Raw genomic sequence first — 25815 nt, forward strand, 5'->3', positions numbered from 1 at the left:
TCAAAATTTTTAGGGTGGGCAGTACTCTGTCCACCCTACTCAATTAAAAACTTACTTGGTTTGCGTCAATCTTCCCAACTTGCTTTACCGTACTTTGGTCGTAAGCATTAGCGCTGACCTGAATATTGTCTCCGGGTTTGTCAGTCGATGCTTGCAAAATCTTAGCTATTTCCTCTGCAAGTGCTGTATCCGCTTCTAAAATCTTCTTGAGTTGCACTCGCAAACTTGCTTGTAAATCTTCATCCTCTGGCTTTTGCGCCACATCCGTTGCTGCTTCGTTCGCAGCTTCCTTTGCTTCTACTTTGGGATATAACTTAGCCCAAATAGCTTTGGCTTTATTCCAAACATCTTCACCTACTTTTTGAGATGCCCCTTCTACGGCTTTATTACCCACATTTAACAGAAATGGCAGACAGGGAGCGAGAAATTTAACGAGTAGAGCTATATCCATTGGTTTATGATGTCTATCTCATAAATGTACATTTTTACTGAGTATATTAACGCTTCTTCCCCTGTCTCCTTGTTGACGCCAAATTTAGCCCAATAATCGCTGCCAAGTTAATTCTTTTGTCGCTTCATCCCAATGCCAGCGTAATAAATTAGCGGCTTGACTCTTGGCAATTCCTGGTAAACCAATCGCTTGTCTAGGTGCATCTGTAGCTAGTAAAATGGCAGTCTCTACGTTACAAATCCCCCACTTCACCAAATTCTGCACTCCCACTAATAAGGGTAAAGTCGTCCCCGATAAAGTGCCATCAGCCAGTCGTGCCGTACCGTTTTTAACTTCAATTTGCCGACTGTCCCAAGGATACACGCCATCGGGTAGCCCCAGAGGTGAAAGGGCATCACTCACAAGAAACAGCCCTTTTTCTTGATAGCTAGCGCAAAGTAAAATTTGCAGCATCGTGGGCGAAACATGTTCACCATCAGCAATAAAACCACACATCACATTAGGATGGGTAATTGCTGCCCCTAATAATCCTGGTTCGCGGTGATGTAATGGAGGCATGGCATTGAAAGCATGAGTTACCATCGTTGCACCAAGTTCAAAAGCAAGTTGCGCTTGGATAGCTGTTGCCTGAGAATGTCCTAAACTAACGGTAATCCCCAAAGAACGCAAATATGGAATTACTTCGCCAGTGGGATCTAATTCCGGCGCTAAGGTGATGACTTTTACAATGTGGGCATAATCTCCCAAAACCCGCTTTACCTCGTCAATTGTTAAGGGTAACAAGTACTCCGCCGGGTGTGCGCCGCGCTTTTGGTAATTCAAAAATGGGCCTTCTAGATGTACTCCGAAAATCTTGGCACCTGCTTGTTGACTGGGGATAACATCAGCAATCACAGCAAGCGATCGCTGAATCTTTTCTACTGAAGTTGTCACAAGTGTCGGTAAAAATCCATCTACCCCGACATCCCACAAAAATTGCATTATTTTCTGGAGTAGATGAGCATTTTCAGCCGTCAAATCAGGAAATGCCAAACCCAACGCACCGTTAATTTGCAAATCGACGCCACCCAATGAAATCCAGTCGCCTGCAACATCTATTACAGATGCACGGTTGTGCGTCGCGACTGTTGCCATTGGCAAGATTTGCTCAATTATGCCCTCTTGATTAACCAAGAGCATCTGCAAATCTTTGTAACCAGGCACTTTAGCATTGATAATATCTACAGGATTTTGCGTTGTTTGGGTCATCATACTGACGAGAAGATAGCTAAATCTGATTTTAGATGCAACCAACATCAGTGAATCAATTCAAACAACGCCAATAGATGAGATGATGATCCCCATCACCTAGCTTTCATAAGCTAGCTCAAATAATTTTGAATTTTAAATTTTGAATTTTGAATTATTATGACTCCCCTAGTTGGTATTATCATGGGCAGCGATTCCGATTTGCCCACTATGAAAGATGCGATCGCAGTTTGTGAAGAATTTGGCGTTGAGAGTGAAGTAGCGATCGTTTCTGCTCACCGAACCCCAGAACGCATGGTGCAATATGCTCAACTTGCACACCAACGCGGTATTAAGGTAATTATTGCTGGTGCCGGTGGTGCTGCTCATCTCCCTGGAATGGTAGCGTCTTTAACTCCTCTTCCTGTGATCGGTGTTCCTGTACCCACCCGGAATTTACAAGGTGTGGATTCTTTGTATTCTATTTTACAAATGCCTGCGGGTATTCCCGTGGCAACAGTGGCGATCGGTAATGCCAAAAATGCCGGACTTTTAGCAGTACAAATCCTCGCAACTCATCAACCAGAATTGCTAGAAAAAGTGCAACAATATCGCCAAACTCTATGTGAATCGGTAATTGCAAAGCAAGCAAAACTCGAACAACTAGGCTATGAGCAATATTTACAGCAAATGTTTTAAGATAATTCGTAATTCGTAATTCGTAATTCGTTAAAAAATCTTAACAGCAGAGCGGGGGAGATGAGGGGCATAACGGGGACAAGAAGATAATGCCCAATCCGCATGAAATTCCAAGATTGAAGCGATCGCGCCAGAATCAATGCAGCATTCTGAAGTATCTTGATCCTGAGGCCTTAGTCAAAAATTGAGAGCTACAACATCCATGTGCCAATTGCTCGGAATGAATTGCAATGTTCCAACGGATATTTGCTTTTCTTTTGAAGGGTTTTCTGCACGGGGAGGAAAAACGGATCATCATAGCGATGGTTGGGGCATTGCTTTCTTTGAAGGAAAGGGATGTCGGATGTTTTTAGATGCCCAAGCTTCTGTTGCTTCTCCGGTGGCGGAGTTTGTCCGGAGTTATCCCATCCACTCAACCCATGTCATTGCCCATATCCGCAAAGCCACTCAGGGTGAAGTTGCCCTACACAACTGTCATCCTTTTCGCAGAGAATTGTGGGGTCAGTATTGGGTGTTTGCCCACAATGGTAATTTGCCAAATTTTGAACCGGAAAATTTGGGCTTTTATCAAGCCGTAGGTAACACCGATAGTGAAAAAGCATTCTGTATGATTCTAGAAACATTACGATCGCGTTTTCCTCAGGGTAAGCCTGACATCAAGAAACTCTACTCTGTGTTGCAAGAAATTACTGCTGTAATTGCAAAAGTGGGTATATTTAATTACTTGCTATCCGATGGAGAACACTTTTTTGCTTATTGCTCAACTAAACTCAGCTACATTGTTCGCCAAGCGCCCTTTGCCGCTGCCCATTTAATTGACCAAGATATGACTGTAGATTTTCGAGAGGTGACTACTGAACGCGATCGCGTCGCTGTCATTGCTACCACACCTCTGACTGACAACGAAGTTTGGACACAAATTCAACCGGGGGAATTACTAGTTTTCCAGGACGGATTACCTCTGAAATATGCATTCAGTTAAGAATCTCATCCTGTTGGCAAATTCAAAAATTAACCAGATATTTTTCCCATTTAGATAATTTCTAGATGGGTTTTGTTTTTCATGCTTTTCATATTGAGTAATTTAACGTTATCTCGCCGGATCATGATAGTGTCCATGTCCTCGTCGGATCGCGGGTTGCCCTCAGACTCAGCAATATCTGGTTACGGCGGATATTTTTCACTACAGTTATTGCCTTGCACTCAAGACGTTACTTGATTTTGTTGCACTGCTTTGAGCAAAGCGATCGCTAGATGTAGACTGTCCTCAAAAATTAGCTATTCCCTAGCAAGTTGCTTGATACACCAACTAGCTGATTGTGATGACAACTTGATAATTGAAAGTCAGAGCATTTTAATTGCTCATAGAACTGGTAAAATCACCGTGTTCTTGATAAAGAATGTGAGGTTTTTTGGTGTTTGCAACTAGATACATGTAATCATCCAGTATTATAAACAGTATATAACTGTATTCCCATCGATTATTTGTAGATTTAGTGGAGGAAATGGAATGAGTTTGTGGCAACGCCCACTGAAAAGATTACAAGCGATTGCTGAACATAGAAACAATCGGTTCAGACTAAATTCGCTCAAAGGCTTTGTATCGCTCTTTTTAGTAGGGACTGTTTTGAGTGTGGCGCTTGCCGCCTGCTCCGGTGGAACTGCGAGTAATTCTTCCTCTGAAACCCCTACTGCTAGTCCTGTTGCTGCAAGCAAGGATAATGTTGAACTAACTCTTGTGTCGTTTGCGGTTACCAAAGCGGCTCACGAAGCCATCATTCCTAAGTTTGTAGCACAGTGGAAAAAAGATCATAACCAAACTGTCACCTTCAAGCAAAGCTATGGCGGATCTGGTTCCCAAACTCGCGCCGTTATCGATGGTTTGGAAGCAGATGTTGTTCACCTGGCACTAGCTGGAGACACCTCAAAGATTGAGAAGGCTGGATTGATTCAGCCAGGTTGGGAGAAAGAAGTTCCCAACAATGGTATTGTCTCCAAATCAGTTGCAGCATTAGTCACTCGTTCAGGCAATCCTAAAGGCATCAAGAACTGGCAAGATTTAGCTAAAGACGGTGTAAAACTGATTACTGCTAACCCCAAAACGTCAGGCGTTGCTAAGTGGAATTTCTTAGCGCTATGGGATTCTGTGATTAAAACAGGTGGGGATGAGGCTAAAGCTACTGAGTTTGTAACTAAAGTTTACAAAAATGTGCCAATCTTGCCTAAGGATGCGCGGGAAGCTACTGATACATTCGCCAAGCAAGGGCAGGGAGATGTCTTAATCAACTACGAAAACGAAGTTATTTTGGCACAGCAAAAAGGCGAGAAGGTTGAGTATGTCGTTCCCGATGTGAACATATCCATTGACAATCCAATCGCTGTGGTGGATAAGAACGTCGATAAGCATGGAACCCGCGAAGTTGCTGAAGGTTTTGTGAAATACCTCTATAGCCCAGAAGCACAACAAGAGTTTGTCAAGTTGGGATTCCGACCTGTGGATGAGACTTTAGCTCAAACTAAGGAAGTCACAGACAAATTTCCCAAGGTAAAAACTTTGGGTACAGTTGCAGACTTTGGTGGTTGGAGTGCAATCGATCAGAAGTTCTTCGCAGATGGGGGCGTGTTTGATAAGATTCAAGCCCAAAAATAAACGGTAATTAGTCATTAGTCAACGAAGAGGCAGACGGCAGAGAGCAGGGGGCAGGGGGCAGGGGTAAGACCTCTTTCTCCTGCCGTTGAGCAGAGCGGAACATGGGTCTGAGTCCCACACTTCTTGGCTTGTGTTCTCCTACCCTGTGGGAAGCTAACACAACACGCAAGGTCGAATCCCTTTCCTGTTCTATCCCCCTTGCTCCCTGCTCCCTGCTCCCTTGCCTCTTTTTCAATGGTCGATGGTCAGTAGAAAAACAACCTACCACTGACAAAAAACTTCTTGTGAATTTTAAATTTTGAATTTTTGACTATGACGACTGTATCTCCTTCTGTGGAAGTTGAACGCAAAACACCGTTCTGGAAGAGATTGGGGCGGGTTCCCTGGACTTGGCGAATCACCATTGCATACCTGACGGTGATGTTGTTTATCCCCATAGCTGCCATGTTCTTGAAAGCGAGTACGGAACCTCCGGCAAGATTTTGGGCGATCGCAACCAGTGATATTGCATTAGCAACATATAATGTCACTTTTGTGACAGCTATATTTGCTGCCTTACTCAATGGCGTATTTGGGACTTTGATTGCTTGGGTTCTGGTTCGCTACGACTTTCCCTTAAAACGCTTGATTGACGCCACAGTAGATTTACCCTTTGCACTGCCAACTTCGGTAGCAGGGCTAACCTTGGCAACAGTTTACAGCGATAATGGCTGGCTAGGTTCGCTACTAGCACCACTGGGAATTAAGGTGTCTTTTACCCGCACGGGAGTAGCGGTGGCAATGATATTTATCTCATTACCTTTTATCGTGAGAACTGTGCAACCCGTGCTTCAGGAAATGGAACGTGAAATTGAAGAAGCCTCCTGGTGTCTGGGTGCTTCTCAATGGCAGACCTTCTGGAAAGTTATTTTGCCACCTTTATTTCCGACAATTTTAACTGGTGTTGCCTTGGGTTTCTCCCGTGCAGTTGGGGAATATGGGTCAACTGTGATTATCTCTTCCAATACGCCCTATCAAGATTTGATCGCACCTGTGCTGATTTTCCAGCGGTTAGAGCAGTATGACTATTCTGGTGCAACAGTAATTGGCATAGTTTTACTATCAATTTCGTTGGTACTGCTATTGGCAATTAATTTCTTACAAGCATGGGCAAGGCGATATGACAGTAGATAAGCCAAGTTTTCACTCATCTGCATCTGAGACACATACAGCCAAGCCTAAAGAGCAGAAGAGTTGGGTACCAATAGTTTTGATTGGTATAGCGATCGCCTATTTAGCCTTAGTTCAATACATCCCGGCAATCAACGTTTTTATCCAAGCCTTCAGCAAGGGAGTTGGGCCGTTTCTGTCCAACCTGACGCGACCAGCTTTTCTCCATGCAGCTTGGTTAACACTGTTATTAGCTGTGATTTCTCTGCCTTTAAATACAGTATTTGGTCTATGTGCAGCTTGGGCGATCGCTCGTCATAAATTTCCCGGACGCGCTGTAGTTTTGAGCATTATTGACCTGCCCTTTTCTATCTCGCCCGTAGTCGCAGGATTGATGATTGTGCTACTTTACGGACGCAACGGGTGGTTTGGCCCTTGGCTCCAGGCCCATGATATCAAGATTATCTTTGCCTTTCCAGGTATGGTGCTGGCTACAGCTTTCGTGAGTATGCCCTTTGTGGCGCGCGAAGTGATTCCTGTTTTAGAGGAATTTGGTAAAGATCAAGAAGAAGCTGCTAGAACTTTAGGTGCGAAAGATTGGCAAATATTTTGGCGCGTCACCCTGCCTAGTATCCGTTGGGGCTTACTCTACGGTTTAATTTTGACCAATGCCAGAGCAATGGGTGAATTCGGGGCGGTTTCGGTGGTATCCGGCAACATTGCTGACCAAACCCAGAGCTTACCACTGTTTGTAGAAGACGCTTACAAACAATATGAAACCGAAGCTGCTTTTTCTGCGGCTGTACTATTAGCATTGCTAGCAGTAGTAACCTTGGTGCTCAAGGAAATTCTCGAACGGAAAACCCGTATTAAAGATGTTGAATAGAAAAATCAAGCGATTATAGTTATCCTTTGAATAGGATACAAGCAAATCATGGGACATGGTACGAGCTACCTAGTACCTATCAGGAAATTACCATTAGGGTTAAAGGTAGTTCTGTACCAATCCCTGTCAAGAATTGAAATAATTCAGATATGGCTACTGACAATACACTTACCAATAAACGGATTCGACTAAGAATTCCTAAGGATTATCACCAGGAACCTGTCATTTCTCGCTTGGTGTCTGACTATGGACTGACTGTGAATATCACGGCAGCGATTTTGGGAGCCAATGCTGTCGGTGATGGTTGGTTTGACCTTGAACTACAAGGAACAGATGCACAAATTCAAAGCGGGTTAACCTATCTCCACGACTTGGAGCTGGAAGTCTGGGATGAGACTAAAGCGAGTGATTGGTAAAGGTTATAGAAACATACAGCTAGCTGTGCTTTTAAAAGCCCACACCATATTCAGAGTAACTGAAAGTTTAGGTCTTATAACCCTTCATTTGTATGAAGGGTTTTAACATCAGATCAGGAGAATTATTTTAGACAATTCCTGGAACAGCAGGTTTACTACTTTACTCATCAGCTTTTTCTGAATGTGCTTACCACTTAGCAATTTTTCACCCTGTTAACTGACGTTAGCTACTGATAATAAGGATGGAAACGTTGCAGTGCATCTATCCAAGTACTATGCCGAAATAAATTGCGATGCCTACTGCGGGCTACGCCTACGCTAACCACTTAAGCGAAGAAGAATTGTTAGTTGGTTATCGTCAAGCAACAGAACCCACAGAACGTAGCCATTAGCAAAAATCCTCATTTTTTCACATCTAGCCCACAACCCCCATAACTCAGAAACAAGGGTTTGATTAATGTAAATTGGGGAAAGGATAAAGATTCCATTTTTCAAGGCTGCCATCAGCTGATTGTGCACAGGCTATCAGGATGGAATTTTTTAGTGGCGACCTGCTGGCTCTCTTCCTAAATGGAGAATAATTAATCAGCCTGAGTTATTTCTCTCTAACATTGCCAAGCCGAAAACAACCTTGTCCCGATAGCAGGCGTAAAGAAAGGCAATGGATTAACAGTAAATGCTAAAAAATGGGCAAAGCGGACGCCACTAAGTGAATTTTGCGAAATACTTTCCACGTTTATGATAAAACTTTATTTCCTACCACTGTGACTTCAGATAGCAAACCCATTTTTGATACTCTAGCCGACGAAGGGTCTGCCATCGACTGGAATCGGTTGCTGACCAAAATCCTGGCTGCTTTCGACTGCTCTACAGGTACCATCCATACCCTAGATCAGGACAGCCAGTTATTGCACCTAAAGGCTTACCAGGGCATTCCGGAATTCATGTTGCCTAAAATGACGGTAATTACTATTGGCAAAGGGATGGCTGGTGTCGCCGCCGAACGCAAGCGACCCGTACAGATTTGCAACCTGCAAACCGACGAATCGGGGGTGGCCAGACCCTCGGCAAAAGAAACCAAGGTAGAAGGCTCCATCACGGTGCCGCTGATGTTGAATGGCCAATTGCATGGTACTTTGGGCATTGCCAAGCCGATTCCCTACGAATTTACTCCAGAAGAGGAAGAGACACTGATGGAGATTGGAGAGGCCATTAGCCAGAAAATCGTCAGTTAACAGGAGTAGCTAAACGGCTACCTGGCTTATTTGTTAAGTCAGGCGTCCTTTGTTCACGAATTTTTATGGCACAAGACACCCTCGCCGATGGTTTCCAAGTCAATAGAAAATCCTATTCTCTCATTAATGTAGTTTCTGATTGAAATTAAAAAGTGAGCGTGTACCTATTTGATTTTCATAAACTGTTAAATTCAAAGTAAGTTATTAAGTGCGATCGCCAAAAATGAGTAGCAAATGAGTTACGCGATTTCCACTTGCGAACGCTAAAAATTGTGCTGATTAACTCAATGGTGATTTAAAAGTATTATTATTAACACCAAAAGCTCGAAGGACTAACCGCCAAAATGAAAGCAATATTAGCAAAAACATTAATTTAAATATGAGGACAATTCCACCAATCAAGCCTGACAGTGAAAGTAGAAAAAATCTTAGCTTTCCTTCATATTTAAAAGATTGATAAGTTAGCCAAAGACAAATGAATAAAGGAAAACCAACCAGTGCCTCCACTTGAGTAAGATGCCAAGGTTCTGAAACAGTATAATAAACGCCAACCGTTAACAGAGGTACTAGACTTGCGATTCTCTGATGCCGAAAATAGCTTTTGAGACTCAGCAACAATACTATAGAAAAAAACAACATGTAAATAAGTTCAAAGAGATGAATGCCAATCTCATTAAAACCAAAAAAAGTTCCTGCCAAAAAATAAAAGTAAAAAATCCCCGGTTGCTTCACATCCCAAAAATCACGATAGAGAACCTTTCCTTGTTGTATCTCTAAAGCACCTAGCCGAAAAAATGCTTGATCTCCGTCAAATGGAAAAGGTAAATGTATAAGACCAATAATGACAATGGCAATCAAAACTAGAAAGTCAATTCTATTAAACTTCTTAATATTAATCATTTAAATTTATAATTAAAACTTAAGCGACTATCCTATACTGATAAATATCCTAACAGCGTAAGGAGCAGCGGGGTTTGATGATATGAACTCAAAATTTAAAGTTTGTGTGATCTTACCAGCGCTAACTTATCAGTTTGCTAAGTAGAGGGCATAAATAATTAAAGGTTTGTAGTGTACCTCTTTGGGGAAGCAAGCTACGCTTAGTGTCTGTCTGCGACACGCTGCGCGAACGTAGAGAGCGGCTGAAATCCTCACGACAAAAGAATCTCAATAATTTTTACATTACTTAATTTACTTTGATTTATTCCCGCTTACTTACTTAATATTTAGCTTAAATACCAAAAAATATTTATTACTCTGGACTTGGCAATATGCCATCCATACCAATCAAAGAAACAAGTAAAATCCTCTTATTTGCCGCCTTGTTTCTTGAAAGGTAAATAAAGATTAGGCAGATGAATTCTGTTGCTAGGTTTTTGCCTGCGTGTCCCTAGTTTTACAGTCATCATTAATTACAATGATTGATCAACTTGTAAATATTGTTACGTATCACAATTAATACAATAGACGACTAGCCATTGAATCTATTTAAATTAGAGGATTTTAAATAGCGTTTTTTTGTGTAAACACTTAAATAATATGTAGTAAATTGTCAATTGTTTTGGCTACTAGTACCAAATAGAAATTGCGTATAATTTACGTGAATTTACTTATTGTCTATTTGTGGTCTTTGTGAGAATCTCCTTTACATAACAATTAAATACACTAAGTAGATATAATTACCGTAGTTTAATCAGAGTCAAAAAGATGAAAATCTCTATGAGGCTGACATCCAAGCAGGCACAGTTGAATTGTAGGGGTACGGCATCAGCAAGATTCTCTGCCGAACCCAAAAATTGGGTAGGCGCAGCGTGCACTTCTCTACGAGATGCTGCGCGTAGCTTGCTTTCACGTTCGCGTAGCGTGCCGTAGGCAAGTGGTACGGCAACGCTACCTCGGCTCCGCTCGGCACAAGTCAGGGCAAGCCGCTCACCAGCCGCTCACTGACCACCGTAGGCATCGCTATTGGGAATTAATCTGATGTCTCAGAGTAAATCTGTAGAACCCGCTTCAGTCCACAGTCGAATTCTCGTGCCTCAGCGATATCACAGGCAACCTGTAATTTCCCGACTGGTATCTCGTTATGGTTTAACTGTCAATATTAAAGCTGCATCCCTGACATCTGACAGTGACAGCGATGGCTGGTTTGATTTGGAACTTTCAGGAAATCCCCAAAAACTGACAAATAGCCTATCTTACTTGCAAGGATTGGGAGTGAATTTGCTGCAACTAGCGATCGCTAACCACATTCAACCCAACCAGCACTCTCTACCTTTCCCCAATCCAGCTAGCAAACTGAGTCCCAAAGAATCTGCATGGCTGACAAATCAATGGCAAGAACAATTCCAGCAATGGATTTCTCTGGGTCAAACTAATCGATTGCGCTTGCAACTGTGCATCTTAAAATCCTATTACGAAGAACCAGTGATTTCCGAGTTAGTTTCTCGTTATGGACTAACAGTCAATATCACCAGTGCGTTACTTCAACCCGATACGGAAGATGATGGCTGGTTTGATTTGGATTTGTGGGGGAGAACAAAGCAACTCTACTCTAGCCTGAGTTATTTAGAAAAACTGGGGCTACCGATTTGGCTGGATTTGTCTAGTATTTATAGCGATCGCTAAGTCAATAATTCGTAATGACGCTCGTTCGCCTTTGGCGTCTCCCCTTGGGAGAAGACTCCCTCCTGCTTCTCTACGAGACGCGATGCGATCGCTAAGTGAATATTCGTAATTCGTAATTGAAGGACAGAGAAACCAATTTTTATTCTGGCTCCTGACTTGGAGAACTATAAACTATGCTGACGGTGATAACTGGTTGTGTTGAAATAATCTAAATTTCGTAGTACCAAATTTCTTCTTCTCGCAGCACAATTCGATGCAGGGAAAGACGATTAATCAAGCCCTCTTGCTCAAACTGCCCAAGAACACGAGTGATGGTTACACGAGTTGAACCGAGCATTTCCGCGAGGTCTTCATGAGTCAGACGCATATCTATTAAACGTCCCTTTTCAACTTCCGAACCAAATTTTTTGGATAACCATGCCAACAGCTTGATGAGCATAGTATCCACTTTTTTATGACTACGAATGATCATCAATTCTTGAGCCTGCTGGATATGAGCAAGTAGAGTTTCTGTTAGTTGAGTCCACTCTTCTAAAGGTAAGATTGTCGCCTCCACTTTAGTTAGGCATTCCATCTGATAAGGTTCTATTTTTGACAAACTCTTACCAACGATATCTCCAGGACCCCACAATCCTAGAGCGACAGTTGTACCATCTTCCAGATAGGTAAAAGTCCTGACAAAACCCATTTCAATCTTCCAAAGTTCGTTATGATGCTCTGGCAGAAATGATCTACGGGCAAAAAGTTGCTTAGTATTATTACTGCTTGAGCTAGATAAGCTTGTGTACAAAGACACCATAGTATATAAAACTATTCTCCGATAAACTAACCGTAGTATTATATTTATATCAGGTTCTAAGAGGCTATGGATATTTTAAAGAGGGGAGTGGGGAAGAGGCAGAGGTAATTTTTTATTCTCCCCCTTGCCCCCTGCCTTTTCCCAATGCCCCATTCCCTAAATTCCCGCACCATCAAGAAAATCTTCAATCATCCCATCAGAATTTTTGCTCTTAGGGTTGTCGGTTGGTTCGTCGCCAAGCTCAGTTGGGGGCAAACTTGATTGTTCCAACTGCTCGAACTGTTTCTCTAGAGACTTGACGCGTTCAAATAAAGCGCGGATGACTTCAGCTTCTACGTCGCGTACTTTATCATGATCCAGAACATTGGTAGACGAGTTATTCTGACGAGTCACGCGCCCTGGAATCCCAACTACAGTAGTGTTACTGGGTACATCTCGCAGCACCACAGAACCAGCTCCAATACGGACGCGATCGCCAATTTGAATATTTCCCAATACCTTTGCACCCGCTCCCACAACTACATGAGAGCCTAAAGTTGGATGGCGTTTGCCGCTTTCTTTCCCAGTCCCACCAAGGGTGACACCTTGATAAATTAGGGCATAGTCCCCCACGATCGCTGTCTCACCAATCACAACTCCCATCCCGTGATCAATAAACACTCCCTGGCCAATTAATGCCCCAGGATGGATTTCAATCCCGGTTAAAAATCTACTAATATGAGAGATAAACCGAGGTATGAAGGGAATTCCAATTTTATGCAGCCAGTGTGCCAATCGATGAAACACTAAGGCCTGAAGTCCAGGGTAACAGAACAATACTTCTAGCCAGTTACGGGCTGCTGGATCACGATCAAAAATGGTTCGCAAATCAGTTAGTAGCATACTCAGTTGAGATTGTTGGTACGTGAGGCCCTGAAAACAGAAACTCAGGATAATTCCCACAAAAGGATCAAGTCATTCATGGGAATTATGTAAGATAATAATCTACGGTAAGTCGATAGAGTAAAGTGTTTTTGTGGGTAGTAAGTGGGATGCTATCACATTCCACAGTTGGAAAAAATTAATTTCGCATAAACTGCGATAAGTCCCTCAATTCACCGTAGTATGTTGAGTACAGTCTTGAATAGCCAAAACTACGCTCTCTTGGATCTGTCTTCCAAAGTGGAATACGCGCTGCTGGCGCTCTTAGAACTGGCAAGCCACCACGGAAAAAAACTTCCTCTAACCATGAGCGAGATCACTGCCAAGCAACCCATACCTGAGCGCTATCTGGAACAAATTTTGACCAACCTCCGGCGTGCTGGTGTGGTGCAGAGTCAACGCGGCTCTAAAGGAGGTTTCGTTTTAGTTCGTGAACCTTGGCAGATTACAATACTTGAAATTGTCACTTTGGTCGAAGGCGAGCGGAAAGAGAAAGATACCTCTGACTCTCCGACTCTGGAAAAGACTCTGGTTTATGAAGTTTGGGAGCAAGCTAACGCTGCCTCAATTGAGGTTTTGGGTCGCTATACACTCCAAGACTTGTGCCAGGAAAGAGAAACTCGCGCACAGCAAAGTCCGATGTATTATATTTAGACACGAGGGAGCACTCACATGCGGATAGCGAAAGATATCACAGAGTTAATCGGGCGAACTCCTTTAGTTCAATTAAACAAGATTCCCCAGGCTTCAGGAGCGGTTGCTCAGATTGTAGTGAAGCTAGAAAGCATGAACCCAGCATCTTCCGTGAAAGACCGGATTGGGGCGAGTATGGTGGAAACAGCGGAGGAAGCAGGCTTAATTCACCCTGGAAAAACAGTTTTAGTGGAGCCAACTTCTGGAAATACAGGAATTGCGCTGGCGATGGTAGCGGCCGCCAAGGGGTACCATCTTATTCTAACGATGCCTGACACAATGAGCCAGGAAAGACGATCCATGCTCAAAGCTTATGGCGCTCAACTAGAGTTAACGCCAGGGGTAGAAGGGATGCGAGGAGCGATCGGTCGTGCAGAGCAGATTTTAGCTCAAACGCCCAATGCTTATATGTTGCAGCAGTTCCGCAACCCCGCTAACCCGAAAGTTCACGCCCAAACTACAGCAGAAGAAATTTGGGATGACACTGATGGACAGGTGGATATTCTGGTGGCGGGAGTAGGTACTGGTGGGACGATTACGGGAGTTGCAGAAGTTATTAAAAAACGGAAGCCGAGTTTTCAAGCGATCGCAGTTGAACCAAGCAGCAGTCCGGTATTAACAGGTGGTAAATCAGGCCCTCACAAAATACAGGGGATCGGCGCGGGATTTGTCCCAGCAATTTACCGTCCAGAACTGGTGGATGAAGTGATTCAGGTAGCGGATGAGCAAGCGATCGCTTACAGCCGTCGTCTCGCAAAAGAAGAAGGATTATTATCAGGGATTTCTACTGGTGCTGCTTTATATGCGGCTATTCAAGTGGCACAACGACCAGAAAATGCAGGTCGTTTAATCGTCATGATACAGCCTAGCTTTGGCGAACGTTACCTCAGTACTTCACTATTCAAAGACCCAGAAGAGAATGAATGGTTGAGTAAAGTTTGATTCCGCATACCAATTTTAGATTTTAGATTTTGTACTTGAGTTTTTTGATCTAAATCAAAATCTAAAATTGGCTTGATTATCTACTAGAATTTTCGCCAATTTCATCGGCACTTTCATTATTTTTCACCAAAATTATCAAGCAGAAACAACTAGCAGCTAGCTTTATTAAGCTCAAAGCTCCACTTTTTAATACAATAAAAGCGCCTAATCCTATAAGAACAAAAGGCACAATATTATTAACATAGCGAGTCAATACATCAGCGATGACTCTGTTGTTAGTTAATTTGTATGCAGCGTAGCACCAAATTCCTAATAATATAAAAAATAATCCTATAATTACCACAAAAGTTTCTAAGTTGCTACTAGCAAATAAAGGTACGTAGACACTAATATTATCGCTACCATTGGCAACTGTAACGGCTGCTACACTATAAGCTTGGTGAGAAAAAAAGCTAGTAATTGTTGATGCTTCAGCTTCTTCTGTTTCCACTACAACTTCTTTTAATGAATCTTCTTCACTATTCACTAAACTACTGATACCTATAGATATTGGTAGTAAACCAAGTAATCCAATCCAGCTTTTTGATAAAACTAACCCACCAAACAAACCAGGAAGACTAAGGATTAACAGAACCGTAAAACCGAGAAACTGACCAGCAACTATATGCCGGGGGCGAAAGCTAGCATTGATTTGAGAAAAAAACAACAATAGAATGACAATATCATCAATATTAGTGGCAATGAATGCAATTGCCCCTGTAGTAATTGCAGTAACTAACTCATTCATATTTTAAGATAAACATAGACATGCTTTTACATATTGGGAAGCATCCTACCCTGTGGTCAGCCACTTTCTCTGACGCGATTCGTTCAAAAACTAATTTTCACTAAATCATTAAGCAAGGCATCAAAAGCCGAAGCTACATTACTTTACTCACAATTAAATTGTATACATGCTGTATACAATTTAATTGTGGTAATTATCATTTCAGGTCAAATTGCTGTAGGAGAAAGAGCTATCTGCAAAGATAAAATTCTCAAAGCCAGTTGTTAAAAGGGTAATCAGGTTTCCATTGTTGTTGAAGGTAATGTTGGCAGGATTTAAACTATTGCCAGAAATAACACCAGATACACTAACTTCAGAACGCTTGAAAGCCTTCACATCAAGGGTGTCAAAACCATTTCCGCCATCAACAATTGCAGACCCAAACCCTTTGAAGTAGTCGTTTCCAGTCCCTAGTTCAAAGCGGATACCGCCACCGATAGTGACTTTCTGTTGAACTTTATCGATATTACTGGTAGCGATAATTTTGTCATTCCCATCGCCAGTCTTGATGATTCCTTGCCCATAAATGCCATAGGCAATACCGCCAGCAGTAGCTTCTCCAAGGCTGCTGCCAATTATTGCAGTTCCGATGTTGTTGGAAAAGCTGCCACCAATACCAGTGCCAGTTATAGTGTCACTTCCGCTCCCTGCATTGAGAGTACCACTGTTGTTGATGCCGATGCCAGTACCAGCTTTGCTAGTCTTAAGATTAACAGTACCAGTACCAGTACCAGTAATACTGTCGTTTCCTGAAAATGTACTAATCACACCTGGATTTAAAATATTAATACCAATCGCCACAGATGCATTTGACTCTTGTGCGACTAAACTATCGATACCGGAAGTACCAATGAAATTAGGTGGAACCGTAAGTCTAGGCATTGACAAAATCCTCTTTATGAGAATAATTACTTTGTCATTTTAAATCTTAGTTGTGCCAGGAAGTTAGAATAATTCGTAATTGATAATGACGCTTGCGGACTCGCTAATGTCATTAGTAATTCAATTAGTTTGTGATTTAGACCCCAACTTTATTCTCGACCACCAAGAAAGACAATTTAGTGGGCGACTTAAACTCAATAATTACGAATTACAAATTAGTTAATTTGGTATGGTGATAAATCGTAGGTTCTAAAAATCCAGGATGAGTAAGCTAGGAACAGCCTTCAGTGAAGGGATAATTGCCTTCATCGCCACTAACATAGATGACATCATTATATTGTTAATATTTTTTTCACAAGTAGATGTTAATTTTCGGCGACGGCATATCTTACTTGGTCAATATTTAGGTTTTACAGCCATTATTATCGCTAGCTTACCAGGATTTTTTGGTGGTTTGGTTGTACAGCGGGAATGGATAGGATTGCTAGGACTGCTACCAATAGCAATTGGTCTTCAGCAATTAATATACAGAAAAGAAGAAACTATCACAGTTCAAACAGTTAGCAGTGATTTTAGGCAGTCTACACCTACTAACCCGGTGTTGTCTTTTATTTTAAGTGTTTTGCATCCCCAAACTTATAAAGTGGCAGCAGTAACGATCGCTAATGGTGGTGACAATATTAGTATATATATCCCTTTATTCGCTGGTCACGATCTTGCCAGTTTGGGAGTAATTCTAAGTATATTTTTTATCATGGTAGGAGTTTGGTGTGCGATCGCTTATTTTTTAAGCCGTCAGCCTACCATTGCTTATATTTTAAGTCGCTACGGTAAAGCTGTCGTACCTTTTGTCTTAATTGGCTTGGGTCTGTTCATTATGTATGAACGAGGTACATTCACTCTACTACCTTGGGTGAAAAGTTAATCAATTGTTGGATGTTGGATGCTGGATTTGGAATTGAAAATCTAAAATTGGTCACGCCTGATGAACTAATTTCCAACTCACCATCATCAAGATGGCATAAATGATAAACCGTAGTGGGCGTTGCGGAGCTACTTGGCAGATTTTAGCGCCTAGTAATACCCCTGGCACAGAGCCTAGCCATATAGGCAGTACCAGACTCCAATCAACTGTTCCCAAACTGAGGTGACCGAGGGCTGTAAATAGCAGTAAAATTGCTGCGTGCGAAATATCTGTACCTACTAACTTCCGTGCATCAAGGCGGAAAAACCCAATTAGCACTAGGGCAAACATTGAACCTGATGAAACGCTTGTTAGACCGACTAAACAGCCTAAAACTCCTCCCAAAGTTATTGTCACACAGCGCCCAAAGCTAGTTTCTAAGTCTAATTTTGGCAGTTCGGGTAAATTAAATTTGGGTAAGAAAGTCAATAACAACAATTGCACTAGTGCTAACACTGTGACTAGCAAAATCATCCCGCCAAGCAAACGGAGCAAAATGTTATCTAGGTTATACTCACCTGTACGTTTAATGAAGTGCAAAATCCCCACCCCGAATAGTGAGCCTGGAACACTCCCAAATGCCAACCATTTGACAACTTCTGTATCAAGGGTTTTCTGTTCCCAATGCTTGACGCTACCAACAATCTTCATCAATGTGGCAGCCACAACATCAGAACTCACAGCGATGGAAGGCGGAACCTGGAAAACAAAAATCAACATTGGGGTGATGAGAGAGGCTCCGCCAATTCCCGTTAAACCAACGATGATGCCAACAAAAAAGCTTAAGAACGGTAGTAATAAATAGTGCATACTCTTCGTGGGTTTCAACAATTAGTTATTAGCTATCAGTTATCAAAGTCCTGTTGAGTTTGCCACTTCTATAAGTGAGCAGCGTAGATTAGGGTTTAAATCCCCAAACGAAGCCTTGATAACTGTTCACTGACTTAACTACGGACAGCTAAAACTGAAAGTCAGCTAAAGCTTCAGTGCTAGAGAGCAGCAACTGTGCCAAACTATAGCCCAGTGGTAGACAGAGCTAATGATGGCAAGTTATTGTGTTTCTCAAGGGATGAGTGACACAAAGGTTATCCAGCTAAAAGTTAGGGCAGAGGATTCCTGGACAACTTAAAACCTGTCTGGAAGTTTTGGAAAGCATGACAACTGGCATTTAGCTGAAACAGACTTTGAGAACTGTTTATGGGTCACTTGCTCTGCTAAACTCAACTTTTAACTGGTTTTTCTGCGGTTTTACATGTAAAAGCCGGTAAGGCGATGCACTTACCGTATTTTACTTGTAAGCACGATCAAACGTCCAGCGTATTCTCGTTGTATATCGCTAGATTATCTGGATAATACATGGCAATAAGTAAAAATGCTTAGAAATTGTTGCTAAAAAACTCAGGTAGTCGAGCAGATTTTAACTCTCTCAATATAAGGAATGGAGAGTGAGGGAGGCAGGGAGCAGGGAGCAAGGGAGAAGAGTTTTCCCCTCAGCAAGAGCAGCACCCCGCCCTTGTGACTCTTTTCAATGCCCAATGCCTAGTTCATGACTCAAGGCTGAAAAATGCTTGACTTTCAAAAACTTCTCATGCTAACTTCAATCAGACCATTCGGTCGGTAATATTTTATTTACAACTATTTTCAATTCAATAAATTACACTACTCCCCACTCTCCGTAGTCCATTCATCTAAAAATCGCTGTAATGTCCAAAGGCGAAGAAACAAAAAGCAGAATTCTCCACCAAGCAGCCGAACTGTTTAATCAACAAGGTTATGCAGGCTCATCAATGTCAGACATCATGCGTGTTACTGGATTGCAGAAAGGAGGAATTTACAATCACTTCCAAAGCAAAGATGATCTGGCGCTACAGGCTTTTGACTTTGCGATCGCTCGCATTAAACAGCATACTAGATTTGCATTGCGAAGCAAACGCCATGCAGTAGAACGCCTGCAAGCAATCATTGGGATATTTAGTAGCTTCGCAGAAAATCCACCTATCAAAGGAGGATGCCCACTGCTGAATACTGCTGTGGAAAGCGATGATGCTCATCCGGCGTTGCGGGAACGCGCTCAACAGGCGATGAACTCTTGGCTGCATCTAATTCGTCGAATTATTGAAACGGGAATTGCCAAGGGTGAAATTCGCTCTGAAGTAAGTGCTGATGAAATTGCCACCATCATAATTGCAACGCTGGAAGGGGCCATAATGATGAGTAAGCTTTATGGAGATTCAATTCACATGCACAGGGTAATTAATCACCTGAATCAATACTTGGAAAATCACCTTTAAATGTATGGTACAAATCAAAGTATATTCTTTAGCAGACAAATTAAATCTTATTAAAGCGGAGCTATCAAATGTAATCCATACCTCCCTCATAGAGGTTTTACAGCTTACCCCTGAAAAAAGATTTCACCGTTTTTTCCCACTAGATAAATCAGATTTTTACTATCCATCTGATAGAACAAATAATTATCTGGTTATCGAAATTAGTATGTTTGAAGGACGCTCAGTGGAAACAAAAAAAGAGTTAATTCGCCTGCTGATTAAAAATATTAATGAAAAATTCAATATTCCTATATACGATATTGAAATCACAATTTTTGAAACGCCTAAATTTAACTGGGGTATTAGAGGGGTACCTGGTGACGAGTTAACCTTAAACTACAAAGTAGAAGTTTGAAATTGTTGTGGGTAATGGGTTATTAGGCAATTAATAATTACCCATACTTGAAAAGAGTAAAATTTTTTAGAATTTTACAGACCGATCGGTTTTAAAGTAACAAGATAAATAATGCTAGTAAATAACAGTTTGCACAGACCATTGGAAGTAGTATTAGAAATTCCTGTAAGAACATACGACATTGATTTTATGGGAATTGTAAGCAATATTGTATATATCAGATGGTTAGAAGATTTACGTTTAAAGTTTTTAGATGAACATTGGCACCTCAACAAACAGATTAATCAAGGATATGCACCTGTTCTAGCTGGAACTGAAATTGAATATAAACGCCCGATAAAAATCATTGACCAAGTGATTGGACGTTTATGGCTAAGTAATTTAGGACGGTTGAAGTGGACTGTGCAAGCTGAAATTTTATCTAACAATGAGTTAGCAGCAGTGGCTAGCCAAAAGGGCGCTTTTGTCAGTTTACAAAATAGTCGTCCTATTCCTATTCCAGAGGAATTACAGAAGAAATATTTAGAAAATCAAAAAGTGAATCTGAAAGACTATTTATAAAGTAGTGCCTTTGAGTTAAGACTTGATTCTCCCTAACCCTCCTTAAAAAGGAGGAAACTATAGCCTTTTTAAGGCGAGTAAGGCGCTAACAAAGGGTTTCCCGACTTGCACCTGCACCTCTACTCTTAAAGCTTGCTTTAAGTTGCCATATCTTTAAGAACATGAGGAGTGAGGAAAATTTCTCCTCATCACTCCTCATAAGCTACTCCTTACACTTGCTTCAATACAACAGTTTACTGATGCACTAAACCTCTAACTAAAGATGCACATTATTGTTAAATAAGGAGGTATTTCTCTAAACAGATGCTATGGAGATACAATAGCTACATAGTATATATTTATCAAGCTTATTGCTGGTTGCTAACTATCATTTAATTATTGAACAGTTATTAGGCTGATAGTTAAAAAGAAGAAAAAATTACATTACCTTGGTAAGAGAATTTTGAAAACTCCTTTTGTTGGTATAAAAAACCGCTGTATGTATTGTTATTACCGATGTTAAACAATTTTTGAATATAACAATTTACTTAGCATCAGCCAATATACTTTCGATATCTGCTAGCTGCACCACTCCTGAAAAACTTGGACTATTAATTACAAAAAAAGGTGTGCCAGAAACAGCCAATTTTTCAGCTAACTGGATATCTTTTGTAATTGCGGGAGTGGCAAGAGTAAGATTACGTTTAAATTTCCTCAAATCCAGATTCAGTTTTTTAGCAATATCTAAATATAACACTTCACCTAGTTGTTTTTGATTAGTAAATAGCGCATCATAATATTCCCAAAACTTGCCCTGCTGATATGCTGCCCAAGCCGCTGTCGCAGCTGGCAATGCTTCAGCATGAATTGAAGTCAGGGGGAAATTTTTGTAAACTAATCTTAGTTTATCAGGATATTTTTCTAACAATTTTTTTAAGGTTTTATCGGCATCAGCACAATAGGGACATTGAAAATCTGAAAATTCTATTAGCACAGTTTTTAATTGAGTTGAACCTGTGGTGGGAGACTCACCAATCACTTTTTGAGGATTTGTCTTTAAATCCTGTAAAAATGCTTGCCGTGCTTGCTTTACTTTCTGTTGTTGTTGCTGCTGATAGGTTTGAACAGATTCGATAATTGCCTCTGGATGTTCGCGGATAATTTGCAAGACTTGCTGTTCTAACTGCGGATCAATATGGCTAGCAGCTTGTGCAGGAATTGTCAAGGTAACAACCAAAAATAGCAAACCTATTGCTGTCCAAGTACGCACATACTGAAATAAAAGACTAAACCAATTAAAGAATATACGCATACAAAAACTCATAAGTATTTTTTGTCTCACCCATAGGCGTGCATTCGCTTCGACTTAGGAGTAAGCTTCAATTTAGAGAGATCCAGCAATCATCCCAGCAAGTAAAATAAAACCAATCCACACGTTTTGCCGGAACATCTGACCATAAACAGGATTAGGTAAGTTTCGCTGTCTTAATCGCAGAGACTGCCAAACCCATCCGATAGTAGCAACTGCAAGGCTAATCCAGAAGGCTAAGTGCAGATGTATGACTATGCCTAACCAAGCTAATAACAAAATTGTGCCGGCAAAGAAAATTCCAATGGCTACAGGGGCATAATTCCCAAAAAATAGAGCGCTAGAATTAACACCAATGCGGCGATCATCTTCCTTGTCACTCATGGCGTAAACTGTATCAAATCCCAATGTCCACAGTACAGTCGCGCCCCAAAGTAACCAAGTTGGTTGGGAGATGCTTTGTGTGACTGCACTCCAGCTAATCAATACGCCAAAACCCCAAGCGATGGAAAGTACTAGTTGCGGTACGGGAAACACCCGTTTTGCGCCTGGATAAAGCAGAATTACGGGCACTGCTGCCACACATAACCAGAAACTCAGGGGGTTAAGATAAAAGGCCAGGACTGCTGCACATGCTAACGATACGATCGCAACTACAATCCCAACTTTCACAGACAAGGCGCGAGAAGCGAGGGGGCGATCGCGTGTTCTCTCTACTTCTGGATCAATATCCCGATCCCACAAATCATTGACAACACACCCAGCCGCACTCGTGGCTAGAGTACCCAATATAATCACACCAACCAGAGGCAAAGGCGGTTTCCCTGAAGCTGCCAAAAACACAGCCCAAAGGGCAGGAATCATTAAAATTAACCGTCCTTCTGGTTTATGCCAGCGCAAAAGCCGGATAATTACAAGCCAAACTGGTTTCTGGGGGCGTTCTGGCGTCCTTAACATAGTACTGGGGATTAGGGATTGGGGATTGGGTACACAACTCTTGGATACGCTCCGCGTAGCTTGCTTCTCCGAAGGAGTACGACAAGCGGTAGTTGAGCGCAGTCGAAACTCAGTGCATCGCTGGGAACTGGGAATTGGATACTGGGAATACTCTTTCCTAGTGCCTAGTCTTTAGTTCACACATCTTTACATCTATAGAATAGCGTTATTTGTTATTTGTAAAAACATAACCTCAAGTGGCAACTTTAAATATCTTTAAATAGTCACTACGGTTAGAAGCAGTAGGGTGAATATACTTAGCTCAGTTACCCTCGACCAAAGATGAAGAGTGCTGAGTATTTTTTAATTTACTCAGTGCTGAGTAGTAAGTACTCAGCTTGAGCAAGTGTGTTGCAACAAATATCAGTGCCAGCTACCCCGACATACCACCGTTTGCCATCATTTCTTATAAAGAGAGAAAACTAGATGCTGAATTTAGTTTCGGCTAGCTGGGAGAGTGTTCCAACTCAACCACCTAAGCAAGACCGGATTATTGCTGCCATTGACCTGGGAACGAATTCTCTACACATGGTAGTAGTGAAGATTGACCCTACACTACCAGCTTTCAGCATTATCGCTAGAGAAAAAGAAACCGTGAGACTTGGCGATCGCAATCTCACTACAGGGGAACTCAAACCGGAGATCATTAAAAAGGCGATCGCTGCTTTAGGACGCTTCCAAGAAGTTGCCAAAACTATCAACGCTGAAACTATCATTGCTGTGGCGACTAGTGCTGTACGAGAAGCCCCCAATGGTAAAGATTTTTTGCACAAAATAGAAACGGAGTTGGGTTTAAGCGTTGACTTGATTTCTGGTCAAGAAGAAGCGCGACGAATCTACCTTGGCGTGCTGTCGGGTATGGAATTTCACAACCAGCCCCACATGATTATTGATATTGGCGGTGGTTCTACAGAATTGGTTTTGGGCGATAGTCACCAACCGCGCACTCTCACCAGTACCAAAGTCGGTGCAGTACGACTCACTAGCGAATTAATCACCACTGATCCCATCAGTAACACCGAGTTTCAGTATCTGCAAGCCTATGCACGCGGTATGTTGGAACGTTCTGTAGAAGAAGTGTTAGCAAACCTAGAGTTTGGGGAATCTCCGCGTTTGGTGGGTACGGCGGGCACAATTGAAACCCTAGCGATGATTCACGCACGGGAAAAGTCGGGTGTTATTCCTTCCACTCTCAATGGCTACCAGTTCAGTCTTAAAGACTTGCGAGAGTTGGTAAATCGCTTGCGGAAACTGAGTAATTCCGAAAAAGCTGCGATTCCCGGTATGCCAGAGAAGCGCCCTGAAGTTATACTCGCTGGCGCAGTAATATTACAGGAAGCAATGACCCTCTTGGGTAGTGAATCGGTTACAGTTTGTGAGCGTTCTTTGAGGGAAGGCGTAATCGTAGACTGGATGCTAACCCACGGTTTAATTGAAGATAAGCTGCGCTACCAAAGTTCAGTTCGGGAACGGAATGTTTTAAAACTCGCTAATAAATACCACATCAATTTAGAATATAGCGATCGCGTGGCAACATTTGCCCAGAGTTTATTTGACCAAACTCAAGGTACGTTACACCACTGGGGATCTGACGAGCGACAACTGCTGTGGGCGGCTGCAATATTACACAATTGTGGTCATTATGTCAGCCATTCATCTCACCACAAGCACTCTTACTATCTAATTCGCAATGGTGAATTACTTGGTTATACAGAAACCGAGATTGAAATCATTGCCAATTTAGCGCGTTATCATCGCAAATCGCCACCCAAGAAAAAACATGAAAATTACCAGAGTTTGCTGACTAAACACCAGCGACAAATGATCAGTCAATTGAGTGCAATTTTAAGATTGGCAGTGGCATTGGATAGACGACAAATTGGTGCGATCGCTCAAGTGCAATGTGAGTATTATCCACAATTCCGGCAGGTCAATTTGCTAATTTTCCCATCTCAACCTGATGATGATTGTGCTTTAGAACTTTGGAGCTTAGATTATAAAAAAGGAGTATTTGAGGAAGAATTTGGAGTGAAATTAGTAGCGACTTTAGAAAAGTCTAGCGTTGCTAAATTGTCTTAGAAAGTGGGGTGCGTTACACTGCGTTAACGCACCCGCACATAGCTTGTAATCCTTTTGTATTATGATTCATCAGCTTTAGAAGTTAGGCTCAATATAAAATCTTGAGGTAAAAGTCAGATGTATTTATCTGCTTACTTTTCAATGAGGTATAGTTAGTAAAAAAGACACCATTATAACACAAGACCTTTTATCTCAATATGCTTTCAAAATTTAGCTAAACCTCCTATCTGATTTTGGCATCCTACTTAAGTACCAATTTATAAACTGCCCCAAGAAGTATTTAAAAATAAAAATTAGTAATTAGAATAGAGTTAACAATCTATTTATATAGGTTATGTTGCTATTGGATATCTAAGCCGGGAAAACTTAGATATCCTTATATAAAATTTCAATAAAGCAGGCTCATTTGCTCGGTTTTCTGCACTGGAGAATACTCACGCTTCAGCAAAGAGCTTGTACCATATTATTGTGATAATTCATCAGCTTTGGGAGTTTTGATCGATATCAAAGCCTGAGGTAAGTAAGTTGGTGAGAAAAATTCAATGTAGTATATGAGAAATATAAATTTAGTTGTAGGGGAGCCACTGCGTTCATTGGTGTCAACTTAAGCAGAAACTCCTTTAAAACCTTGTTTCCAGCTTCTGGCTGGAAACGCTCCTCATTGGGCTGCTGCCGCAAGTAAGGAAGGCAGAGCCTTCCAGTAGGCATTCCCAGCCAGAGGCTGGGAACAAGGCAATCTATCAAGGCTTTGTCTAGACTGGTTTTTACGAGTTGTGATGCGTAAAGCCCCCGCGCTTCTAGCCGGGGGATATAAGCGAACAGGCTGAATTTATTCAGCCGT

Annotated in this window: 26 protein-coding genes; 15 read left to right on the forward strand and 11 right to left on the reverse strand. The window is 41.8% G+C overall.

Going from position 1 to position 25815, the window contains the following annotated elements; translation table 11 throughout:
* Window positions 1–43 precede the first annotated feature (43 nt).
* Window positions 44–451, reverse strand: a complete 408-nt coding sequence (locus RM347_RS19640; protein ID WP_322718564.1) for a hypothetical protein — start codon at window positions 449–451, stop codon at window positions 44–46.
* A gap of 84 nt (window positions 452–535) precedes the next feature.
* Window positions 536–1699 carry an N-acetylglucosamine-6-phosphate deacetylase gene (gene nagA / locus RM347_RS19645; protein ID WP_322718615.1) on the reverse strand — a complete coding sequence of 388 codons (1164 nt, stop codon included), beginning with the start codon at window positions 1697–1699 and terminating at the stop codon, window positions 536–538.
* Between the two features lie 159 nt (window positions 1700–1858).
* Here nagA and purE point away from each other — a divergent pair, with 159 nt between their 5' ends.
* The 7 genes from purE (at window position 1859) to RM347_RS19680 (ending at window position 8713) form a co-directional block, all read left to right on the forward strand.
* Window positions 1859–2377, forward strand: a complete 519-nt coding sequence (purE, locus tag RM347_RS19650; RefSeq protein WP_322718563.1) for a 5-(carboxyamino)imidazole ribonucleotide mutase — start codon at window positions 1859–1861, stop codon at window positions 2375–2377.
* Window positions 2378–2579: 202 nt separating this feature from the next.
* Window positions 2580–3359, forward strand: a complete 780-nt coding sequence (locus tag RM347_RS19655; protein ID WP_322718562.1) for a class II glutamine amidotransferase — start codon at window positions 2580–2582, stop codon at window positions 3357–3359.
* A 528-nt stretch (window positions 3360–3887) separates the two neighbouring features.
* The gene (locus RM347_RS19660) at window positions 3888–5027 is read left to right on the forward strand and encodes a sulfate ABC transporter substrate-binding protein (protein WP_322718561.1); all 1140 of its coding nucleotides are present in this window, start codon (window positions 3888–3890) and stop codon (window positions 5025–5027) included.
* Window positions 5028–5339: 312 nt separating this feature from the next.
* Window positions 5340–6200, forward strand: a complete 861-nt coding sequence (gene cysT, locus RM347_RS19665; RefSeq protein WP_322718560.1) for a sulfate ABC transporter permease subunit CysT — start codon at window positions 5340–5342, stop codon at window positions 6198–6200.
* Complete coding sequence (gene cysW / locus RM347_RS19670) at window positions 6187–7062, forward strand: sulfate ABC transporter permease subunit CysW (RefSeq protein WP_322718559.1); 876 nt, start codon at window positions 6187–6189, stop codon at window positions 7060–7062. Before cysT ends, cysW begins: the two co-directional genes overlap by 14 nt.
* 149 nt (window positions 7063–7211) lie before the next feature.
* Window positions 7212–7478, forward strand: a complete 267-nt coding sequence (locus RM347_RS19675; protein WP_322718558.1) for an NIL domain-containing protein — start codon at window positions 7212–7214, stop codon at window positions 7476–7478.
* 764 nt (window positions 7479–8242) lie between these two features.
* Window positions 8243–8713: a GAF domain-containing protein gene (locus RM347_RS19680; protein WP_322718557.1), complete on the forward strand. Its 471-nt coding sequence runs from the start codon at window positions 8243–8245 to the stop codon at window positions 8711–8713.
* A gap of 279 nt (window positions 8714–8992) precedes the next feature.
* Here the strand turns inward: RM347_RS19680 and RM347_RS19685 are convergent, their stop codons facing one another.
* The gene (locus tag RM347_RS19685; RefSeq protein ID WP_322718556.1) at window positions 8993–9613 is read right to left on the reverse strand and encodes a hypothetical protein; all 621 of its coding nucleotides are present in this window, start codon (window positions 9611–9613) and stop codon (window positions 8993–8995) included.
* A 1080-nt stretch (window positions 9614–10693) separates the two neighbouring features.
* On the opposite strand from RM347_RS19685, the gene RM347_RS19690 reads away from it, so the two are divergent.
* Window positions 10694–11338: an NIL domain-containing protein gene (locus RM347_RS19690; protein ID WP_322718555.1), complete on the forward strand. Its 645-nt coding sequence runs from the start codon at window positions 10694–10696 to the stop codon at window positions 11336–11338.
* A 208-nt stretch (window positions 11339–11546) separates the two neighbouring features.
* On the opposite strand, the gene RM347_RS19695 is transcribed toward RM347_RS19690, so the two are convergent.
* A complete protein-coding gene (locus RM347_RS19695; protein WP_322718554.1) occupies window positions 11547–12137 on the reverse strand; it encodes a Crp/Fnr family transcriptional regulator in 591 nt (196 codons plus the stop codon).
* Window positions 12138–12293: 156 nt separating this feature from the next.
* Window positions 12294–13019, reverse strand: coding sequence for a serine O-acetyltransferase (gene cysE / locus RM347_RS19700; RefSeq protein ID WP_322718553.1), 726 nt, complete (start codon window positions 13017–13019; stop codon window positions 12294–12296).
* Between the two features lie 222 nt (window positions 13020–13241).
* Here cysE and RM347_RS19705 point away from each other — a divergent pair, with 222 nt between their 5' ends.
* Window positions 13242–13712 (forward strand): RrF2 family transcriptional regulator, encoded by a 471-nt coding sequence (locus RM347_RS19705; RefSeq protein ID WP_322718552.1) that lies wholly within the window; start codon window positions 13242–13244, stop codon window positions 13710–13712.
* Window positions 13713–13730: 18 nt separating this feature from the next.
* Window positions 13731–14693, forward strand: coding sequence for a cysteine synthase A (cysK, locus tag RM347_RS19710; protein WP_322718551.1), 963 nt, complete (start codon window positions 13731–13733; stop codon window positions 14691–14693).
* A 76-nt stretch (window positions 14694–14769) separates the two neighbouring features.
* Here the strand turns inward: cysK and RM347_RS19715 are convergent, their stop codons facing one another.
* Together RM347_RS19715 and RM347_RS19720 are read right to left on the reverse strand one after the other, a co-directional pair.
* Complete coding sequence (locus RM347_RS19715) at window positions 14770–15480, reverse strand: cadmium resistance transporter (RefSeq protein ID WP_322718550.1); 711 nt, start codon at window positions 15478–15480, stop codon at window positions 14770–14772.
* Window positions 15481–15681: 201 nt separating this feature from the next.
* Window positions 15682–16401 (reverse strand): hypothetical protein, encoded by a 720-nt coding sequence (locus RM347_RS19720; RefSeq protein WP_322718549.1) that lies wholly within the window; start codon window positions 16399–16401, stop codon window positions 15682–15684.
* A gap of 262 nt (window positions 16402–16663) precedes the next feature.
* Between RM347_RS19720 and RM347_RS19725 the strand changes: the two genes are divergently transcribed.
* Window positions 16664–17326, forward strand: coding sequence for a cadmium resistance transporter (locus RM347_RS19725; RefSeq protein ID WP_322718548.1), 663 nt, complete (start codon window positions 16664–16666; stop codon window positions 17324–17326).
* Window positions 17327–17377: 51 nt separating this feature from the next.
* On the opposite strand, the gene RM347_RS19730 is transcribed toward RM347_RS19725, so the two are convergent.
* Window positions 17378–18175 (reverse strand): sulfite exporter TauE/SafE family protein, encoded by a 798-nt coding sequence (locus RM347_RS19730; RefSeq protein ID WP_322718547.1) that lies wholly within the window; start codon window positions 18173–18175, stop codon window positions 17378–17380.
* 893 nt (window positions 18176–19068) lie between these two features.
* On the opposite strand from RM347_RS19730, the gene RM347_RS19735 reads away from it, so the two are divergent.
* The 3 genes from RM347_RS19735 (at window position 19069) to RM347_RS19745 (ending at window position 20611) form a co-directional block, all read left to right on the forward strand.
* Complete coding sequence (locus RM347_RS19735) at window positions 19069–19656, forward strand: TetR/AcrR family transcriptional regulator (protein WP_322718546.1); 588 nt, start codon at window positions 19069–19071, stop codon at window positions 19654–19656.
* 4 nt (window positions 19657–19660) lie between these two features.
* The gene (locus tag RM347_RS19740; protein WP_322718545.1) at window positions 19661–20050 is read left to right on the forward strand and encodes a tautomerase family protein; all 390 of its coding nucleotides are present in this window, start codon (window positions 19661–19663) and stop codon (window positions 20048–20050) included.
* 111 nt (window positions 20051–20161) lie between these two features.
* On the forward strand, window positions 20162–20611 hold the full coding sequence (locus RM347_RS19745; protein WP_322718544.1) for an acyl-CoA thioesterase: 450 nt from the start codon (window positions 20162–20164) through the stop codon (window positions 20609–20611).
* 523 nt (window positions 20612–21134) lie between these two features.
* On the opposite strand, the gene RM347_RS19750 is transcribed toward RM347_RS19745, so the two are convergent.
* On the reverse strand, window positions 21135–21902 hold the full coding sequence (locus tag RM347_RS19750) for a DsbA family protein (protein WP_322718543.1): 768 nt from the start codon (window positions 21900–21902) through the stop codon (window positions 21135–21137).
* A 72-nt stretch (window positions 21903–21974) separates the two neighbouring features.
* A complete protein-coding gene (locus RM347_RS19755; protein WP_322718542.1) occupies window positions 21975–22856 on the reverse strand; it encodes a 4-hydroxybenzoate solanesyltransferase in 882 nt (293 codons plus the stop codon).
* Window positions 22857–23321: 465 nt separating this feature from the next.
* Between RM347_RS19755 and RM347_RS19760 the strand changes: the two genes are divergently transcribed.
* Window positions 23322–24974 (forward strand): Ppx/GppA phosphatase family protein, encoded by a 1653-nt coding sequence (locus RM347_RS19760; RefSeq protein ID WP_322718541.1) that lies wholly within the window; start codon window positions 23322–23324, stop codon window positions 24972–24974.
* Window positions 24975–25478: 504 nt separating this feature from the next.
* Here the strand turns inward: RM347_RS19760 and RM347_RS19765 are convergent.
* Window positions 25479–25815 (reverse strand): hypothetical protein (locus RM347_RS19765; protein ID WP_428850582.1); only part of this gene is annotated, 337 nt, incomplete at its 5' end.

Origin of the sequence: Nostoc sp. ChiQUE02, assembly GCF_034531305.2 — a bacterium.
In the GTDB taxonomy this organism is placed as follows: Bacteria; Cyanobacteriota; Cyanobacteriia; order Cyanobacteriales; family Nostocaceae; genus Nostoc.

Coding starts and splice junctions, on each gene's coding strand:
- RM347_RS19640 (WP_322718564.1), bottom strand. CDS start 451: ATGGATATAGCTCTACTCGTTAAATTTCTCGCTCCCTGTCTGCCATTT.
- nagA (WP_322718615.1), bottom strand. CDS start 1,699: ATGACCCAAACAACGCAAAATCCTGTAGATATTATCAATGCTAAAGTG.
- purE (WP_322718563.1), top strand. CDS start 1,859: ATGACTCCCCTAGTTGGTATTATCATGGGCAGCGATTCCGATTTGCCC.
- RM347_RS19655 (WP_322718562.1), top strand. CDS start 2,580: ATGTGCCAATTGCTCGGAATGAATTGCAATGTTCCAACGGATATTTGC.
- RM347_RS19660 (WP_322718561.1), top strand. CDS start 3,888: ATGAGTTTGTGGCAACGCCCACTGAAAAGATTACAAGCGATTGCTGAA.
- cysT (WP_322718560.1), top strand. CDS start 5,340: ATGACGACTGTATCTCCTTCTGTGGAAGTTGAACGCAAAACACCGTTC.
- cysW (WP_322718559.1), top strand. CDS start 6,187: ATGACAGTAGATAAGCCAAGTTTTCACTCATCTGCATCTGAGACACAT.
- RM347_RS19675 (WP_322718558.1), top strand. CDS start 7,212: ATGGCTACTGACAATACACTTACCAATAAACGGATTCGACTAAGAATT.
- RM347_RS19685 (WP_322718556.1), bottom strand. CDS start 9,613: ATGATTAATATTAAGAAGTTTAATAGAATTGACTTTCTAGTTTTGATT.
- RM347_RS19690 (WP_322718555.1), top strand. CDS start 10,694: ATGTCTCAGAGTAAATCTGTAGAACCCGCTTCAGTCCACAGTCGAATT.
- RM347_RS19695 (WP_322718554.1), bottom strand. CDS start 12,137: ATGGTGTCTTTGTACACAAGCTTATCTAGCTCAAGCAGTAATAATACT.
- cysE (WP_322718553.1), bottom strand. CDS start 13,019: ATGCTACTAACTGATTTGCGAACCATTTTTGATCGTGATCCAGCAGCC.
- RM347_RS19705 (WP_322718552.1), top strand. CDS start 13,242: ATGTTGAGTACAGTCTTGAATAGCCAAAACTACGCTCTCTTGGATCTG.
- cysK (WP_322718551.1), top strand. CDS start 13,731: ATGCGGATAGCGAAAGATATCACAGAGTTAATCGGGCGAACTCCTTTA.
- RM347_RS19715 (WP_322718550.1), bottom strand. CDS start 15,480: ATGAATGAGTTAGTTACTGCAATTACTACAGGGGCAATTGCATTCATT.
- RM347_RS19720 (WP_322718549.1), bottom strand. CDS start 16,401: ATGCCTAGACTTACGGTTCCACCTAATTTCATTGGTACTTCCGGTATC.
- RM347_RS19725 (WP_322718548.1), top strand. CDS start 16,664: ATGAGTAAGCTAGGAACAGCCTTCAGTGAAGGGATAATTGCCTTCATC.
- RM347_RS19730 (WP_322718547.1), bottom strand. CDS start 18,175: ATGCACTATTTATTACTACCGTTCTTAAGCTTTTTTGTTGGCATCATC.
- RM347_RS19735 (WP_322718546.1), top strand. CDS start 19,069: ATGTCCAAAGGCGAAGAAACAAAAAGCAGAATTCTCCACCAAGCAGCC.
- RM347_RS19740 (WP_322718545.1), top strand. CDS start 19,661: ATGGTACAAATCAAAGTATATTCTTTAGCAGACAAATTAAATCTTATT.
- RM347_RS19745 (WP_322718544.1), top strand. CDS start 20,162: ATGCTAGTAAATAACAGTTTGCACAGACCATTGGAAGTAGTATTAGAA.
- RM347_RS19750 (WP_322718543.1), bottom strand. CDS start 21,902: ATGCGTATATTCTTTAATTGGTTTAGTCTTTTATTTCAGTATGTGCGT.
- RM347_RS19755 (WP_322718542.1), bottom strand. CDS start 22,856: ATGTTAAGGACGCCAGAACGCCCCCAGAAACCAGTTTGGCTTGTAATT.
- RM347_RS19760 (WP_322718541.1), top strand. CDS start 23,322: ATGCTGAATTTAGTTTCGGCTAGCTGGGAGAGTGTTCCAACTCAACCA.